The 17,150-nt window shown below is 69.3% G+C and carries 10 protein-coding genes; 7 read left to right on the forward strand and 3 right to left on the reverse strand.

All coding sequences use genetic code 11. The features are described from left to right. Positions 1-265: 265 nt before the first annotated feature. The 6 genes from metX to KVY00_RS04425 all read left to right on the forward strand — a co-directional run bounded on the left by metX (position 266) and on the right by KVY00_RS04425 (position 7,379). Entirely contained in the window at positions 266-1,471 is a 1,206-nt protein-coding gene (gene metX, locus KVY00_RS04400) for a homoserine O-acetyltransferase MetX (protein ID WP_223044515.1), read from the forward strand. 334 nt (positions 1,472-1,805) lie between these two features. After that, positions 1,806-2,858, forward strand: coding sequence for a hypothetical protein (locus tag KVY00_RS04405; protein ID WP_223044516.1), 1,053 nt, complete (start codon positions 1,806-1,808; stop codon positions 2,856-2,858). A gap of 3 nt (positions 2,859-2,861) precedes the next feature. Further along, entirely contained in the window at positions 2,862-4,517 is a 1,656-nt protein-coding gene (locus tag KVY00_RS04410) for a hypothetical protein (RefSeq protein WP_255572758.1), read from the forward strand. A 248-nt stretch (positions 4,518-4,765) separates the two neighbouring features. Then, positions 4,766-5,431, forward strand: a complete 666-nt coding sequence (locus KVY00_RS04415) for an ABC transporter ATP-binding protein (RefSeq protein ID WP_223045180.1) — start codon at positions 4,766-4,768, stop codon at positions 5,429-5,431. Next, positions 5,428-6,699 carry an ABC transporter permease gene (locus KVY00_RS04420; protein WP_255572759.1) on the forward strand — a complete coding sequence of 424 codons (1,272 nt, stop codon included), beginning with the start codon at positions 5,428-5,430 and terminating at the stop codon, positions 6,697-6,699. Before KVY00_RS04415 ends, KVY00_RS04420 begins: the two co-directional genes overlap by 4 nt. A 92-nt stretch (positions 6,700-6,791) precedes the next feature. Then, entirely contained in the window at positions 6,792-7,379 is a 588-nt protein-coding gene (locus KVY00_RS04425) for a hypothetical protein (RefSeq protein ID WP_223044517.1), read from the forward strand. Positions 7,380-7,540: 161 nt separating this feature from the next. On the opposite strand, the gene KVY00_RS04430 is transcribed toward KVY00_RS04425, so the two are convergent. The 3 genes from KVY00_RS04430 to KVY00_RS04440 form a co-directional block, all read right to left on the reverse strand. Then, positions 7,541-10,510: an Ig-like domain-containing protein gene (locus KVY00_RS04430; protein ID WP_223044518.1), complete on the reverse strand. Its 2,970-nt coding sequence runs from the start codon at positions 10,508-10,510 to the stop codon at positions 7,541-7,543. 115 nt (positions 10,511-10,625) lie between these two features. Beyond that, complete coding sequence (locus KVY00_RS04435) at positions 10,626-11,672, reverse strand: hemolysin family protein (RefSeq protein ID WP_223044519.1); 1,047 nt, start codon at positions 11,670-11,672, stop codon at positions 10,626-10,628. Then, positions 11,669-13,012 carry a hemolysin family protein gene (locus KVY00_RS04440; protein ID WP_223044520.1) on the reverse strand — a complete coding sequence of 448 codons (1,344 nt, stop codon included), beginning with the start codon at positions 13,010-13,012 and terminating at the stop codon, positions 11,669-11,671. Before KVY00_RS04440 ends, KVY00_RS04435 begins: the two co-directional genes overlap by 4 nt. A 242-nt stretch (positions 13,013-13,254) precedes the next feature. Here KVY00_RS04440 and KVY00_RS04445 point away from each other — a divergent pair, with 242 nt between their 5' ends. Then, complete coding sequence (locus KVY00_RS04445; RefSeq protein WP_223044521.1) at positions 13,255-16,986, forward strand: multifunctional oxoglutarate decarboxylase/oxoglutarate dehydrogenase thiamine pyrophosphate-binding subunit/dihydrolipoyllysine-residue succinyltransferase subunit; 3,732 nt, start codon at positions 13,255-13,257, stop codon at positions 16,984-16,986. The last annotated feature ends 164 nt before the right edge of the window (positions 16,987-17,150 follow it).

Below are 17,150 nucleotides of genomic sequence, written 5' to 3' on the forward strand. Positions count from 1 at the left end.
CGCGTCCGCCGCGCTGCTCCGTCCGCCGCACCGATCGCCGCCCCGCCCCCGTTCCCGATCCCGCACCCGTTTCCAATCCCGATCCCGCACCCGATCCCGATCCCGATCCGGGGTCACTTTCGGCCGCGTGTCGCGATCCGACACGCACGAAAACGACCCCGATTCAGCCGACAGGGCGGTCGAGGCGGTAGGGGCGAGCGGGGCGGGCCCGAGGCCCGCGTAACATTCGCCCGCCCGAGCGCCGGCCGAGGCAGAATGGTGAGTTATGGACTGGCAGACCCCCGAGGACTCGTTCCCGACCGACTTCATCACCGACGCGCAGCTGCGCGCGCTCATGGGGCGGCCGCCGATCTCGGGAGGCTGGCGCGACGGCGATCCCGTCGGCGATCGCGAGTTCGTGACGATCGGCTCCCTCACGACCGAGGCCGGGGTCGAGATCCCGAACGTGCGCATCGCCTACGAAACCTTCGGCGAGTTGAACGAGCGCCGCGACAACGCGATCCTCGTGTTCCACGCGCTCACCGGTGACAGCCACCTCGCGGGAGACGCGGGGCCCGGGCATCCGACCGACGGCTGGTGGAGCGAGATCGTGGGACCGGGGCTGCCGCTCGACACGAGCCGCTACTGCGTCGTCGCACCCAACGTGCTGGGCGGCTGCCAGGGCTCGACGGGACCGGGATCGCTCGACCCCGCGGGGCAGGAGTGGGGCGGCCGGTTCCCCTATCTCACGATCCGGGACCAGGTCGCAGCGGCCGCCCGCTTCGCCGACGGGATCGGCATCGACCGCTTCGCCGCGGTGATCGGCGGCTCGATGGGAGGCATGCACGCGCTCGAGTGGGGCATCTCGCACCAGGATCGCGCCGAGCGGCTGGCGGTGATCGCAGCTCCCCCGGTCACGACGGCGGATCAGATCGGCCTCAACCTCGTGCAGCTCGAGGCGATCCGCTCCGACCCGTTCTACCGCGGCGGCAACTACTACGACGCCCCCGACGGCATCGGCCCCCACCACGGCCTCGCCACCGCGCGCCGCCTCGCCCTGCTGAACTACCGCAGCAACACCGAGCTCGACGACCGCTTCGGCCGGGCCTGGCAGTCGGCGGTGAGCCCGCTCGGCGACGGCGGCCGCTTCGCGGTCGAGTCGTATCTCGACTTCCACGGCAACAAGTTCACCCGACGGTTCGACGCGAACAGCTACCTCACCCTCGTGCAGGCGATGAACTCGCACGACGTCGGAAGGGGGCGGGGCGGTGTGCGCGCTGCACTCTCGACGCTCGAGCTGCCGACGCTCGTGCTCGGGATCCCGAGCGATCGCCTCTTCACGCTCGAGGGGCAGGACGAGATCGCGCGCCACACGCCGGGCAGTCTCGACGGGGATCGCGCGACGCGCATCGACTCGCCGTTCGGGCACGACTCGTTCCTGATCGAGTTCGAGAAGGTGGGCGAGCAGCTGCGGCGCCTGCTCGAGGTGTGAGCGGGGCACCCGCGGGCTCTCCCCTCGAACTGTCCCACCCCATCGAGACGGGCCGTTTCTATCGAGGCGTCCCGCACTTCGCGCGACATATCGGCCGACTCGATACTTAGGGGCCGACTCAGCGTCGCCCGCACGGCGCCTCTGCACGTACGGGCTCGGCGGCTGGTGTTTCTGTTGCCGAATCGCAATCTTCAGACTCCTCTCCCACCCCGTTTCATCAACACTTGTGCGCTATTCTGACACTGTCTTCACAAAACTTGTACTAGATCCGCAGTACAAGTTTTGCTAGCCTGAGCACGGGCAGATCGCCCAGCGAACCCAGAATGAGGTGCCGATGCCGTCACGAACCATCTCCGCCCGAGTCGCGCTGCCCGCGCTCATCACCGTGTCGCTGCTCGCGCTCGCCGGGTGCAGCGGCGGCGACGCGAAGAAGTCCTCCGAACCCGAGGAGGGCCCGCTCAACAAGTACATGTCGGCGCTCTACGGGGATCAGGAGCAGGACCAGGAGTTCTACGACAAGATCAACGAGAAGCGCGAGGAACTCATCGCCGAGTGCATGGCCGACGAGGGCTTCGAGTACCAGCCGAACACCCAGAACGGCGGCATGGTCAGCTTCGACGACGAGGAGATCGACTGGGGCAGCCGCGAGTACGCCGAGCAGTACGGCTACGGCTTCACCGATTTCCCCGGCCGTGCCGAGATGGAGGCCGCGGGCGAGGACGAGGAGTACGTCGACCCCAATCAGGACTACATCGAGTCCCTCAGCGAATCCGAGCAGCAGGCCTTCTACGAGGCGCTGTCGGGCCCCCAGCCCACGGAGGAGGATATGGCCGCCATGGAGGACGGCACCTTCGAGTGGGACTGGAGCAAGATGGGGTGCTCGGGCGTCGCCGATCACGAGACCCAGGAGATGTACGGCCCAGGTATGGCGGCGATGGAGGATCCGGAGTTCGCCGAGCTGTTCGAGAGCATGGAAGGAGTGTGGGCGGGGATCTACAACTACGAGGACCCCGCGGCCACCAGCCCCAACGACGACGTCGCGAAGCTCGATCGCGAGTGGTCGGAGTGCATGGCCGACGCCGGCTACACCGACCTGACGAACCCCATGCACGCGCAGAACGTCTTCATGGAGGAGTCGAACTCGCTCTACGAGCTGCCCGAGGGCGAGGATCCCGAGAAGTGGCAGGGCCCGAGCGAGAAGCAGATGTCGGAGATCAAGAAGCGCGAGATCGAGATGGCCGTCACCGACTGGGAGTGCAAGGACAAGCTCGGCTACGACGATAAGGTGCAGCAGATCACCTTCGACCTCGAGCAGAAGTTCGTCGACGAGCACAAGGCGGAGCTCGACGCGCTCATCGCCAAGTACAGCGCCGACGAGAAGAAGTAGCCCGTGGCACCGCTTCGACGCCGGAGGGGCGCCGCGTCTCGGAGCGCCGAAGCCGAGAGCGCGGAGGCTGGGAGCGCGGAGGCCGCGAGCGCGGAGGCCGCTCTCAGCCTCGGACTCGAGACCGGCGACCCGGATCCCGGGGCCTCCGCTGCCGCGCAGGCCCCGAGCGACGAGACGCTCTCGCAAGAACCGGCGCCGCCCGAGGTGCCAGAGGGGCCCGAGGGGCCCGAGGGGCCCGAACCGCCTCGCACCGGCTCGGAGAAACCCCGCAGGAGCTGGTCGGGCCCCCGCCTCGTGATGCTGCTCGCCATCGTGGCCGTCGCCTCGCTGCTGGTCGGGGTCGGGGTCATGCAGTTCATCGTCTCCCCCGCCGAACTCGCGGCGCGCACCGCGGCGCCCGAGCCCGGTCCGGTGACCGCTCCCGTCGAGCAGCGCACCATCGAGAACACGATCGTGTCGCGCGGTGAGATCACCTACGCCGACGCCGTCGATGTGGAGATCGATGCCTCCGCCGCCGGCGAGCGCCCCGTCGTCACGGGCCACGTACCCGAGGTCGGCACGGTGTTCGAGGCGGGCAACATCGCGCTCGAACTCGCGGGGCGCCCCGTCGTCGTGCTGCCGGGCGAGCTGCCCTCCTACCGCACGCTCTCGGTCGGCATGCGAGGCCCCGACGTGGCGCAGCTGAAGGCCGCTCTCTCGGGCATGGGGTACGGGGTCGGCGATCCCGCATCCGACGTCTTCGACTACGACACGGCGATCGCCGTCGGTACGCTCTACGAGCAGATCGGCTACGAGGCGGCCGCGGGCGGCCCTGAGGCCCAGCAGATGCTGCGGGACGCGGAGCGTGCGGTGCGCGACGCCAACACCTCCCTGGCGCAAGCGCAGGCCGCGCTGAACGAGGCGATCGAAGCCAAGGCGCCGAGTGTGCTCGGCGAGCGGGCCGCCGTGAACGCCGCCTCCGATCAGGTGTACGACGCGCAGCAGCAGCTCGCGACCGCCCAGGAGGCCGTGCTGCCGACCCTGCCGTCGAGCGAGGTGCTGTTCCTGGCGGATCTGCCGCGCCGCGTCGACGCGGTCTCGGTGGCGCGGGGTGACATTCTGTCGGGCACACCCATGAGTGTGTCGGGCGCGACGCTCACCATCGTCGGTTCGGTCTCGCAGCAGGACGCCGAACTGCTCGAGGAGGGGCTCACCGCGTTCTTCCCCGGCCCCGACGACACCGAGCTGACGGCTACGGTGCAGAAGATCTCGGCTCCGAAGAGCGGCGGATCGGGATCCGGCGACGGGGAGAACCCGGAGGGAGCGGGCGGATCCGGCAGCTCCGGAGGATCGAACGACGGCGCGGGGCGGTACACGGTCGAGCTGAGCCCCGGCGAACTCACCCCGGAGCAGATCGACGCGCTGCGCGGCACCAATGTGCGCCTGCGCATCCCGATCGCGTCGACCGACGGAGAAGTGCTCGCGGTGCCGATCGCGGCGCTCTCAGCGGGATCGGGCGGCGAGGACCGTGTCGAGCTGCTCATCGACCCGAAGAACGGCCCCGACGCCGAGACGGAGAACATCCCGGTCGAGGCCGGACTCGCGGCCGACGGCTACGTCGAGATCGCCTCCGAAGACCCGCGCATCACCGCCGGGGCCAAGGTCGTGGTGGGCCGATGAGCCCGTCGACGAGCGGGATCGAAGCGCTCTTCGCCGACGCGGATCCCGCAACCGACGCGGATCCCGCAACCGACGCTGATCCCGCAGCCGACGCCACCGCCGTCGCCCCGCTCCGGCCCGCCGCGAGCGACCGCGAGGTCGTGCGACGCGCGCGAGCGCGGGCGAAAGCCCGTCGCCGGGCCGAGCCGCGCGGCTCGGCACCCGGCGCGCTCAGCGGTACGGTCGGTGATCCCGACTATGCCGGCCCTATCATCGAGCTCGCGGACGTCACGAGGTTCTTCCCCGGCCCGCCCCCGGTCAACGCGCTGCGCGGCGTCGACCTCGCCGTCGAGCGCGGTGACTACCTCGCGATCGTCGGCCCCTCGGGCTCGGGCAAGTCGACCATGCTCAACACGCTCGGCCTGCTCGACCGGCCGAGCACCGGAAGGTTCCTCTTCGAGGGCATCGACGTCTCGCAGCTGGGCGACGATGAGCGCGCCGCGCTCCGATCCCGCGCGATCGGCTTCGTATTCCAGTCCTTCCACCTGCTCCCCACGCGCAGCGTGCTCGAGAACGTGATGCTCGCGGGCACCTACGCCGGCCTGCCGCGCGAGCAGCGCGAACCCTCGGCTCGCGAGGCGCTCGACCGCGTCGGGCTCGCCCATCGCGTCGACTTCTCACCAGCCACGCTCTCGGGTGGCGAGCGGCAGCGGGTCGCGATCGCACGCGCCGTGTGCACCTCGCCGCGGCTGCTGCTCGCGGACGAGCCGACGGGCAACCTCGACCGCGCCAACTCGCAGGCGGTCATGGAGCTCTTCGACGACTTGGGCGCCGAGGGGCTCACGATCGTCATGATCACCCACGACGAGGCGGTGGCGGCATCCGCCCGCCGCCTGGTGCGCATGCACGACGGCGAACTCTCGGAGATCGCGTGAGGGCCCGGCGCGAGAGAACCGCGCGCGCACGGGCGGCGCGAGCAGCGCGACGCGCGATCCCGGGCATCTCGCGGCGCGACCTGATCCGGGAGTCGCTCGAGGGGGTCGGCGCACGGCCATCGCGGCTGCTGATCACGCTCATCGGCACGGTGCTCGGGATCGCCTCGCTCGTCGCGACGATCGGTTTCGCACAGACGGCTGCCGGGCAGATCGCGCAGCAGTTCGATGCGCTGGCGGCGACGCGGGTGACGGTCGAACCCGGCAAGAGCACCGGTCCCGGCGGCAAGGAGCGCGCCACGGCCCGACTGCCGTGGGACTCCGTGGATCGCGTGCGCGACCTCGCAGGGGTGGAGCACGCCGCGCTGTACGCCAAGGTGGCCGATGCGCCGCGCGTCGACGCGGTGCGGGTGCAGGATCCCTCCGTCGCTCCGAAGGTTCCCCCGCCCGTGGTCGGCGCATCGCCCGAGCTGCTCGACACCGTGGAGGGGGAGATCGGCACCGGCCGGTTCTTCGACTCCGGCCACGAGGAGCGGCGGGATCGCGTGGTGGTGCTCGGGGCTGACGCCGCCGAGCAGCTCGGGATCAACCGCGTGACCGGGCAACCCGCGATCTTCATCGACGACCAGGCCTATACGGTCATCGGCATCCTGAGCGACGTGGGCACCCGCAACGCTCTGCTCGATTCGGTGATCGTTCCCCTGTCGACGGCCAGAGCCGAACTCGGCCTGACCGCCGCGGAGAGCCTGGACATCCGCATCGCTGTCGGCGCCGGGCCGGTCGTCGCCCACCAGGCCCCGATCGCGCTCTCGCCGAACAGCCCCGACGGTTTCAAGGTGTCGGCACCGGCCGACACGAGCACCCTGCAGTCGGGCGTCGAGGCCGACGTCAACGTGCTGTTCCTCGCCATCGGCATCGTCGCGCTGCTGGGAGGCGGGATCGGGATCGCCAACGTCACTCTGCTCTCCGTCTCGGAGCGCAGGGGCGAGATCGGCCTGCGCCGGGCGCTCGGGGCGCGCACCCGAGACATCATCGCCCAGTTCATGCTCGAGTCGTTCACCACGGGCGTGCTCGGCGGGCTCATCGGAGTGGTCGTCGGCCTCTTCGCGCTGATCGGCGTGTGCCTCGTGCAGCAGTGGACGCCCGTGCTGGCCGTGTGGGCCGCACCCGTCGGAGTCGTGGTGGGCGCGCTCGTCGGCCTCGCGGCCGGCACCTATCCGGCGCTCAAGGCGGCGCGTATCGAACCCGTCGACGCGCTCCGCGATTCCTAGCGCGCGGTCCGGCCGGCCCCTCCCACCGGCCTCACACTTTCAAAGCGTAGTCTCGGCGAGTGTTCGTCTACCGCGAAGGGAGCCCGCGAACCGTGACCGCCGTATCGTCGCGCCGTACCGTGCGCACCGTCAGCGTGGTGGCGACCGTTTCGGCCGCGCTGCCGCTGTGCCTCACCGCCTGCTCCCCCGCCTCGCCTTCGACCGTGCAGGCGATCGAGCTGCACACCTCGCCGGAGTCCGATCTCCTCGAGGCCGCGACGGAGCGCGTATACGAGGTCACCGAGACCCGGCTGCTGTCCGAGACCGACGGTGACGCACTCTCGACGCTGATCTCGGAGACCCTCTCCGCGAGCGGCCACATCGTGCTGCTCGACGGCGTGATCACCGAGGCGAGGCTCGACGTGAGCGCAGCCGGCCTGCCCGACGCCGAGTTCGAACTCACCGAACCCGCTCCGCTGAGACGCGACGTGAGCGATGAGGCGACGGTCAGCGCGGTCGGCACCCTCTCCGCCGACGGATTCACGCGGCCCGAGACCAGCCTGCTCGTCACCCCCACCAAACTCACCGATGAGGCCGCCGAGTTCGACGTGCGACTCGAGGTTCCCGACAATCCGCTCATCGCCGAGGACACCCTCGGCGTCGACGAGCTCGCCGCTCACCTGGTCTTCGAAGCGCGCTGAGGCCGGGGGCCTCCGACCGGCTCGGGCAACCGGGGTCTCACCCGGGCTCGAGCAACCGGGGCCTCCCACGAGCTCGGGTGACCCGTACTTCGGATCTCACCGATATTTCGGACGGGATCAGGCTTCCCGATCCGAAATATCGGTGAGACCCGAAGCAGGGTTCAGGGAGTCGCTGCGCCGCGTCGGGCGAAAAGGCTCACCGCTGCCGCGATCAGCAAAGCCGCGGAGAAGAGTGCGCCCAGGGTATCGCCCGCGCCCGTGCGCGCGAGCTTCGAGGAGTTCACCACGTCGGGCTGCGATACTCCACCGGCCCCGGGAACCCCGCTTCCGTCCGCGCTGCTCCGCGAGCCAGTGCCCGACCGGGAGTCGCCGGACCCATCGGCCCCTGCGCGGCCCTGCGCGTCATCGCCGCTCGCCCGAGCGCCGGCGGCACCGCCCTGCTCACTGTCGGCACCGCCCTGCGCGTCGCCCGTCACGCCACCTGCCGTATCGCCGTTGGGGCCTGCCTCGGCACTCCCCTCCGGAGCTCCGTCAGCGGCGCTCTCCGGATCCCCCTGCGGGCTACCGTCAGGATCGCCCTGCGGGCTACCGTCGGCATCGCCGTCAGGATCGCTCTGCGAATCACCGTCAGGGGCACCCTGCGGATCCCCCTCGGGACCACCATCGGCACCGCCCTCAGGACCGCCATCGGGATCTCCTTGCGAATCGCCCTCAGAAGCACCCTGCGGATCCCCCTCGGGACCAGCATCGGCATCGCCCTGCGGGCTACCGTCGGCATCGCCCTGCGCACCACCCTCGGGGCTCCCCTGCGCGTCACCGTCAGGGGCACCCTGCGGACCCCCGTCGGGACCAGCATCGGCATCGCCCTGCGGATCCCCTTCGGAACCAGCATCGGCATCGCCCTGCGGATCACCCTCGGGACCCCCGTCGGATTCACCCTGCGGGCTACCGTCGGCATCGCCCTGCGATCCCGAACCCGGATCGCCCTCCGAGTCCCCGTCAGGTTCGCCCTGCGGATCCCCGTCGGGATCGCCATCGGCACCGCCCTGCGGACCGCCGTCAGAATCCCCCTGCGTATCGTCCTCAGCACCCCCATCGGGTTCCCCCCGCGGGCCCGCCGCAGCATCCCCGTCAGGGCCTCCGTCGGGATCCCCCTCAGGGCCTCCGTCAGCATCCCCGTCAGGGCCCGCGTCAGCATCCCCGTCAGGGCCTCCGTCGGAACTCCCCTGCGGATCCCCCTCGGAATCCCCGCTGGAGCCGCCCTGCGAGTCCCCCTCGGCATCGCCCGGCCCCGGCACCACCGCGAGCCGGAACGTCTGCACGGCGCTCTGCCCGACCAGATCCTCCACCCGCACGTCGAACTCGTAACTGCCGTTTGCAGCCAGGCTCGATGTGTCGACGGTGACGAGACCGGTGTCGTTCACGGTCACCGGGTCCACTGCGAGCACGTTCATGAGAGCGATCGGCTGCCGCGTCACACTGAAGGCTCCGCTCTGCGGGAGATTCCCCGGCGCCACCACCTGAGCCGAGTAGACCGCAGAATCGCCGAACTCGACTGTCTTCGACAGGTCAGTCTCCGCGGTGCTCGCGAATGCCGGCTTGGATAGCACCGTGACCGTAGCGGTGCCCGTATCAGTGCCGCCCAGGACATCCTCGATCGTGTACGCGAGCTCGAGCTCGTGGGTCGGCTCTTCGGCGCTCCAGCTATGAGTCGGGGTGACCTCGACCGTGCCGGCCGCCAGATCCGGGTTCAGCGTCGCATCGCCTGAAACGAGTGTCACTCCGGCGAGGGTCTTGCCTTCGCCGCTCGATCCCGCGAGCAGGGCCAGTTCGAACGCGGCGTCCGGCCGATTCTCTTCGATGTCGGGAGCGTGCGCTCCCTCGTAGGCCTCGAACCGCGCCTCGACCGTCTCGGACTGCCCGACCTTGTCGGTGACCCGCACGTCGGCGCTGTCGAGGGTGCCTGTGGTCATGTCGGCGGGCGCGGTGTAGGTAACGACGCCCTGGTCATCGACGGTCGCCGTGCCGACGCTCGGCGGAGTCGCGATGCTGTAGCCGCCCGTGGCGGGGATCACCGAGCTGTTCAGCACCTGAACGGCCGAGGTCGCGCTGCCGCCGATGGGCACCGTCGTCGTGAACGACGGGCCCGTGATGACCGGAGGCCGCAGCACGCGCACGTTGATCCGCCCGGATGCCGGGCCGTTGTCGTCGATCACGAGGTAGTCCGCGACGAACGAGTAGCCGTTGTCCTGCGCCGCCCAGCTCCGCGGCGGCGGCGTGAACGTCGCGCTCTCGGCGTCGAAGGCGACCGCGGCGTTGCTCGGGTTAGCCAGGACGCTGATGACGCGCGGGTTCACTCCGCGGGCGTGGTCAGGCAGGATCGCCACCCGTGTACCCGTGCTCCCGTTGCCGTAAGGAATGTCGACATCGAAGGTGTCGGCCTCAGCCGTTCCCTTGATCGTGAAGGTGAACGGTTGATAGGTCTCGCGCCGTTGCCCGTAGCCGTCGGTCGCCACGATCTTGAAGCTTGCGGTGCTGTGCGGCACCGCATCCGCCGGTGCGGTATAGGTGACCGTTCCATCGCTCGCCACCGCCGCGGTGCCGAACGCGGGTTGCGCCTGCACCGCGTAGGAGCTGCGGCCCGTCGCGACTCCGCCCTCGAAGCCGTAGCCGAGCGCCTCGACCTGGAGCTGCGCAGTCTCGCCGGGGGCAACCGCGGCCGTGTTCTGGCCCGAGGCGTACACCCATGGCCTGTGCACGAAGGTGACGCTGATCTGACCGACCGCGGTTTCGCCCTCGCGCTCGACGGTGTACTCCACGGTCGCTGACGTGGTGTACTCGGGAAACGTCGGTGCCGCAGAGGTCGAGAGATAGATGATGCGGCCTCCCACCACCGCTGAAGAGACATCGTTCGGCACCTCGATATCGGTGATCCGGCTGAGAGAATCCAAGTACGGGGATACGTCACCCCCGCTGGCAGCCATCGTGATGTGAAACGACGGCGCCTCGGGCGGTGCCGCCTGCGCGGGCGCCGCGATCCCCAGCAGCGCACCGGCCGCGAGCAGCAGCGCGAGCGCGCCCGAGACGAGTCGTGTGTCACGTCGGGCGCGCTTCGAACGAAGTTTCAGCATCGATGTCCCCCAAAGATCGGACCACCGCGCCCACCCCTGCGAACTTATACGGCATCCAAAATTAGATCTTATGGGAGAATCTGGACACAGTCCACACTTTTAAGTTCGTAGCGACTCAGTCGAAGCGCCGTCTCCGGGTCGCATCGTGCACCTCGCCCACCAGCTCCTCGATCACATCCTCGAGGAAGACCACGCCGAGACCGGCGCCGTCCCCGTCGTAGATGCGCGCGAGATGGATGCCGCGGGCCTGCATGCGGGCCAGTACGTCCTCGAGTTCGGTCTCGGCGTGGATCGAGATCATCTCGCGAATCCGCTTACCGGGGATCGGCTCGGCGATCCGATCCTCCCCCAGCCTCAGGAGATCCTTGATGTGCACGTACCCCGCGAGCCCGCCTTCCGCATCGGCGATGGGGTACCGAGAGAAGCCGTGCCTCGCGACCGCGGCATCGACATCCAGGGCCGTGGCGCCCGCGGGCAGCACGACGAGCCGCTCGAACGGCACGAGCAGATCCTCGGCGCGCTTCTCGGTGAACTCGAAGGCCGCGGTCAGCGTTCCGCTGCGATCCTCGAGCACACCCTCGCGCGTCGACTGGTTCACGATGCTCGCGACCTCCTCGAGCGTGTAGGTGCTCGTGGTCTCCGACTTCGGCTCGACGCCGAACAGCCGCAGCGTGCCGTTCGCGACGGCGTTGAGAGCGGCGATGATGTGCTTGAGCAGGCGCGACACCGCGACGAGCGGCGGAGCGAGCAGCAGCACGGCCTGATCCGGCAGCGAGAACGCGGCGTTCTTCGGCACCATCTCGCCCAGCACCACGTGCAGATACGACACGAGCAGCAGCGTGATCACGAATGCGCTGATCGACACCGCCTCGGCGGGCAGGCCGGTCCAGGCGAGCGGCCCCTCGAGCAGGTGGTGGATCGCGGGTTCGGAGACGTTCAGGATCAGCAGCGAGCACACGGTGATGCCGAGCTGGCTCGTCGCCAGCATCAGCGTCGCATGTTCCATGGCGTACAGCGCCGTCTTGGCTCGCTTGGAGCCGGCCTCGGCCCGCGGCTCGATCTGGGAGCGGCGGGCGGAGATGACGGCGAACTCGGCGCCGACGAAGAAGGCGTTGAAGGCGAGCAGCACGACAAGCCAGACGATTCCCATCCAGTCGCTCATGCCCGGTCCCCCTCTCGCCCGTTCTCGTCAGCGGTCAGCGACGGCTGAGGAGGACTCGTGTAGCGCAGACGCGCGACTCGCCGCCCGTCCATGCGCTCGACCCGCAGCGTCGCGCCGTCGGGCAGCGAGACCTCGTCGCCGGGCTCGGGAATCCGGCCGAGCTCGCGCAGCACGAAGCCCGCGACCGTGTCGTACGAGTCATCGTCGGGAATCTCGATCCCCGTCTGCTCGAGCACCTCGTCGGGGCGCAGGTCGGCGGGGAAGGTCATCCGCTCCGCGGTGCCGACGACGCCGGCGGCGGCGCGGTCGTGCTCATCGGCGACCTCGCCGACGATCTCCTCGACCAGATCCTCGAGCGTCACGATGCCGGCCGTACCGCCGTACTCGTCGACCACGATGCCGAGCTGGAACCCCGAGGAGCGCAGCTCTTCGAGCAGGTGGTCGAGGTGCATGGTCTCGGGAACGCGCACCACCTCTTCGGCGAGGGCGGCGACCGGCACCTCTCCGCGCTTGCTCCGCGGCACGGCCACGGCCTGCTTCACGTGCACGACGCCCACCACGTCGTCCCGATCCTCGTCGATCACCGGGAATCGCGAGAACCCCGAGCGGCCCGAGAGCTCGAGCACCGCCTGAGCCGGCTCGAGCCGCTGCACGCTCTCCACGCGGAGTCGCGGGGTCATCACGTCTGCTGCGGTGAGCTCGGAGAATCGCAGCGTGCGATCGAGCAGCGTCGCGGTATCCGCTTCGAGCAGCCCGGCGCTCGCGGAGTGCCGCACGAGCGACGAGAGCTCCTCGGCCGATCGCGCACCCGAGAGCTCCTCCTTGGGCTCGATGCCGATCGCGCGAAGCAGGCCGTTGGCGCTGCCGTTCAGCGCCAGCACCGCGGGCTTGAAAGTCACTGTGAACGCGGCCTGGGCCGGCATCACCGCCCTCGCTGTGGCGAGCGGCTTCGCGAGTGCGAAGTTCTTGGGCACCAGTTCGCCCACGATCATCGAGAACACGGTCGCGAGGGCGACCGCCACGGGGGCGCTGATGGTTCGGCGCAGATCCTCCGGCACCCCGAGCGCTCCGAGCGGAGCATCGAGGAAGCCGCTGAGGGCCGGTTCGAGCGTGTAGCCCGCGAGCAACGTGGTGAGCGTGATGCCCAGCTGCGCGCTCGAGAGATGGGTCGATGTGCGGGTGAGGCCGCGGATCACGCGGTCGAGACCGCGCTGGCCGTCTGCTCTGCGCCGCTCGAGGTCGTGCCTGTCGAGAGCGACGAGCGAGAACTCGGCCGCGACGAAGATGCCGGTGCCGAAAGTGAGAAGAATGCCGATGAGCAGAAGGAGCCAGTCGTTCACCGGCCGCTCCTCGGCGTGGGAAGGGGCCGCGCTTCAGCGCGGCCGATACTCGGGGGGTCTGACGGTCTTCGAGAGTCTGAGTCCATAGCCCTACCGATCTTAGCAGCCGACCATGGAGATTCGTCCTGAGTCTCATCCCCCACCCGGCTCTCGAAAGGCGTAGGCTTGTCTACTGGAAACCGGCTAAGGAGCCGGCCCCGGCTACACGCTGCCACATACGACATCAACGAAGGGAAGTCGCTTTGGCGGAGCGCACGGAGACCACCGGACAGGCTGGTCTCTCAGGAGATTTCGGTGCAAACGAGTGGCTCGTCGACGAGCTGTGGAAGCAGTATCAAGTCGACAAGAACGCTGTGGATCGGTCATGGTGGCCGGTGCTCGAGCAGTACGGTCGCGAGGCGGGTCAGCAGACCGACGCCCGACCTGCCGAGGCTCGGCCTGCGCCGGCCGCGCAGCCCGCGACGAACGCGCAGGCCGCCCCCGCCTCTCCGCCGACCACGCCGGTCCCCACCTCGACGCAGCCCGCGCGCACCACCAACGCCGCCCCTCGCGAGGCTCCGATCCCCGCAGACGCCCCTCACAAGGCGACCCGGGCCGAGGCCACGGATCAGCAGGAGGACAAGGTCACCCCCCTGCGCGGCATGTCGCGCACGCTCTCCAAGAACATGGATCAGAGCCTCACGGTCCCCACCGCGACCAGCGTGCGCACGATCCCCGCGAAGCTGCTGATCGACAACCGCATCGTCATCAACAACCACCTCCGCCGCAGCCGCGGCGGCAAGGTCTCCTTCACCCACCTCATCGGCTGGGCGCTGATCCAGTCCCTGAAGGAGTTCCCCAGCCAGAACGTCGCCTACGCGGAGATCGACGGCAAGCCGTCGATCGTCGCCCCCGCGCACATCGGCCTCGGGATCGCCATCGACGTGCCCAAGCCCGACGGCACCCGCTCGCTGCTGGTTCCCTCGATCAAGCGCGCCGAGACGCTCGACTTCAACGAGTACCTCTCGGCCTATGAAGACCTGGTGAAGCGCGCTCGCGACAACAAGCTCGGCGCGGCCGACTTCCAGGGCACCACGATCTCGCTCACCAACCCCGGCGGCATCGGCACCGTGCACTCGGTACCCCGCCTGATGCAGGGGCAGGGCTCCATCATCGGCGCCGGCGCGCTCGAGTACCCCGCAGAGTTCCAGGGCGCCTCCGAGGAGACGCTCGTGCGGCTCGGCATCTCGAAGACGATCACGCTCACGAGCACCTACGACCACCGCGTCATCCAGGGCGCCGGGTCGGGCGAGTTCCTCAAGCTCGTGCACGAGCGCCTCACCGGCGGCCACGGCTTCTACGAGGAGATCTTCGCCGCCCTGCGCATCCCGTACAAGCCGGTGCGCTGGGCCACCGACATCCACGTCGATGTCTCCGGCGCGGTCGACAAGACCGCCCGCGTGCAGGAGCTCATCAACTCGTTCCGCGTACGCGGACACCTCATGGCAGATGTCGACCCGCTCGAGTACGTGCAGCGCACGCACCCCGACCTCGAGATCGAGAACCACGGGCTCACGTTCTGGGATCTCGACCGCGAGTTCGTCACGGGCGGCATCGGCGGCAAGCGCACCATGAAGCTGCGCGACATCCTCGGCGTGCTGCGCGACTCCTACTGCCGCAAGATCGGCATCGAGTACATGCACATCCAGGATCCCGAGCAGCGCCTGTGGCTGCGCGGGCAGCTCGAGGTGCCGTACGCGAAGCCGAGCCACGACGAGCAGATGCGGATCCTCGAGAAGCTCAACGAGGCCGAGGCCTTCGAGACCTTCCTGCAGACCAAGTACGTGGGTCAGAAGCGCTTCAGCCTCGAGGGCGGCGAATCGGTGATTCCGCTGCTCGACGCCATGCTCATCGATGCCGCCGAAGACGGCGTCGACAGCGTCGACATCGGCATGGCGCACCGGGGCCGTCTGAACATCCTGTCGAACATCGCGGGCAAGACCTACGGTCAGATCTTCCGCGAGTTCGAGGGCGCCCAGTCGCAGAAGGGCGGTTCGGGCGACGTCAAGTACCACCTCGGCACCAACGGCGTGTTCACCGCCCCGAACGGCGCCCAGGTTCCGATCTATCTCGCCGCGAACCCGTCGCACCTCGAGACCGTCGACGGCGTGCTCGAGGGCATCGTCCGCGCGAAGCAGGATCTCAAGCCCATCGGCTCGTTCACGACGCTGCCGATCCTCATTCACGGCGACGCGGCCATGGCCGGTCAGGGCGTCGTCTACGAGACGCTGCAGATGTCGCAGCTGCGCGGCTACCGCACGGGCGGCACGATCCACATCATCATCAATAACCAGGTGGGCTTCACGACCCTCCCCCTCGACTCGCGCTCCGGGGTCTACTCCTCCGAGATCGGCAAGGTCGTGCAGGCTCCGATCTTCCACGTGAACGGCGACGACCCCGAGTCGGTCGTGCGGGTCGCGAAGCTCGCCTACGAGTACCGCCAGCGCTTCCACGTCGATGTGATCATCGATCTCGTCTGCTACCGCCGGCGCGGCCACAACGAGGGCGACGATCCCTCGATGACGCAGCCGCTCATGACCGACCTCATCGAGGCCAAGCGCTCCACCCGCCGCCTGTACACGAGCGCTCTGGTCGGCCGCGGTGACATCACCGAGGAGGAGTACGAGAAGGCGAAGCAGGACTTCCAGGATCGCCTCGAGGTCGCCTTCCAGGAGACCCACGCGGCCCAGACCGGGTCGATCCCGATCGTCGGCTCCGGCGGGATCGCGGAGGTCGGCGAGGTCGGCGGCCCCGGCCCCGCTCCGCTCGAGACCGCCGTGGACCGCGCGGTGGTCGAGCGCGTGGGCGATGCGTTCGCGAACAAGCCCGAGGGCTTCACCGTTCACCAGAAGCTGCAGCAGCTGCTCAACAAGCGCGTCGAGATGAGCCGCGAGGGCGGCATCGACTGGGGCTTCGGCGAGCTGATCGCGCTCGGCTCCCTGCTCATGGAGGGCACCGCCGTGCGCCTCGTGGGCCAGGACGCGCGGCGCGGCACCTTCGCTCAGCGTCACGCCGTGTTCCACGACCGCGCGAACGGGCAGGAGTGGATCCCGCTGCTCAACCTCTCGGACGAGCAGGCCCGCTTCTGGATCTACGACTCGCTGCTGTCGGAGTACGCCGCGCTCGCCTTCGAGTACGGCTACTCGCTGCAGCGCGAGGACGCCCTCGTGCTGTGGGAGGCGCAGTTCGGCGACTTCGCGAACACCGCGCAGGCCGTGATCGACGAGTACATCGCGGCGGCCGAGCAGAAGTGGGGGCAGCGCTCCTCCGTCGTCATGCTGCTTCCGCACGGCTACGAGGGTCAGGGCCCCGACCACTCGTCGGCCCGTATCGAGCGCTACCTGCAGCTCTGCGCCGAGGACAACATGATCGTGGCTCGCCCGTCGACGCCCGCGAACTACTTCCACCTGCTGCGCCGCCAGGCCTACGCCCGCCCGCGCAAGCCGCTCATCGTCTTCACGCCGAAGCAGATGCTGCGTCTCCGCGGGGCGACGTCGGCGGTCGAGGACTTCACGACCGGCACGTTCCAGCCCGTGCTCGACGACCCCAAGATCGAGAACCGCCAGGCGGTGCAGCGCGTGCTGCTCGTCTCGGGCAAGACCTACTACGATCTGCGCAACGCGCTCGAGAAGAACCCCGATCCGCGCGTCGCGCTCGTGCGCATCGAGCAGTACTACCCGGTTCCCAAGGTGCAGCTCGGCCGCGTGCTCACCCAGTACCCCGGCGCCGAACTCGTGTGGGTGCAGGACGAGCCTGAGAATCAGGGCGCGTGGCCGTTCGTCTCCCTCGAGCTGTCGAAGTACCTCGCGAACGACCTCATCCGCGTGGTCTCGCGCCCCGCTTCCGCTGCGCCGTCCACCGGATCGGCGAAGGTGCACGCCGTCGAGCAGGAGGAGCTCATCGCGCGGGCGCTCCGCTTCGACGACGAATCCTGAGCGGGGCCGATTCCCGCTGAGAGGCGGAAAACGCACGTGCATCGCGAGATCCTTATGCGTTTTCCGCCTCTCGCCCCACCCGCGCCACCGCATGCGCGGCGATACACTTGAGTGCTAGCGGCCTGCTTGCCTGCTTTGAGGTGGCGCCGCGAGATTCAAGGAGC

Origin of the sequence: Leucobacter tenebrionis (genome assembly GCF_019884725.1) — a bacterium.
Taxonomy (GTDB): Bacteria; Actinomycetota; Actinomycetes; order Actinomycetales; family Microbacteriaceae; genus Leucobacter; species Leucobacter tenebrionis.

Coding starts and splice junctions, on each gene's coding strand:
- KVY00_RS04405 (WP_223044516.1), top strand. CDS start 1,806: ATGCCGTCACGAACCATCTCCGCCCGAGTCGCGCTGCCCGCGCTCATC.
- KVY00_RS04435 (WP_223044519.1), bottom strand. CDS start 11,672: ATGAGCGACTGGATGGGAATCGTCTGGCTTGTCGTGCTGCTCGCCTTC.
- metX (WP_223044515.1), top strand. CDS start 266: ATGGACTGGCAGACCCCCGAGGACTCGTTCCCGACCGACTTCATCACC.
- KVY00_RS04430 (WP_223044518.1), bottom strand. CDS start 10,510: ATGCTGAAACTTCGTTCGAAGCGCGCCCGACGTGACACACGACTCGTC.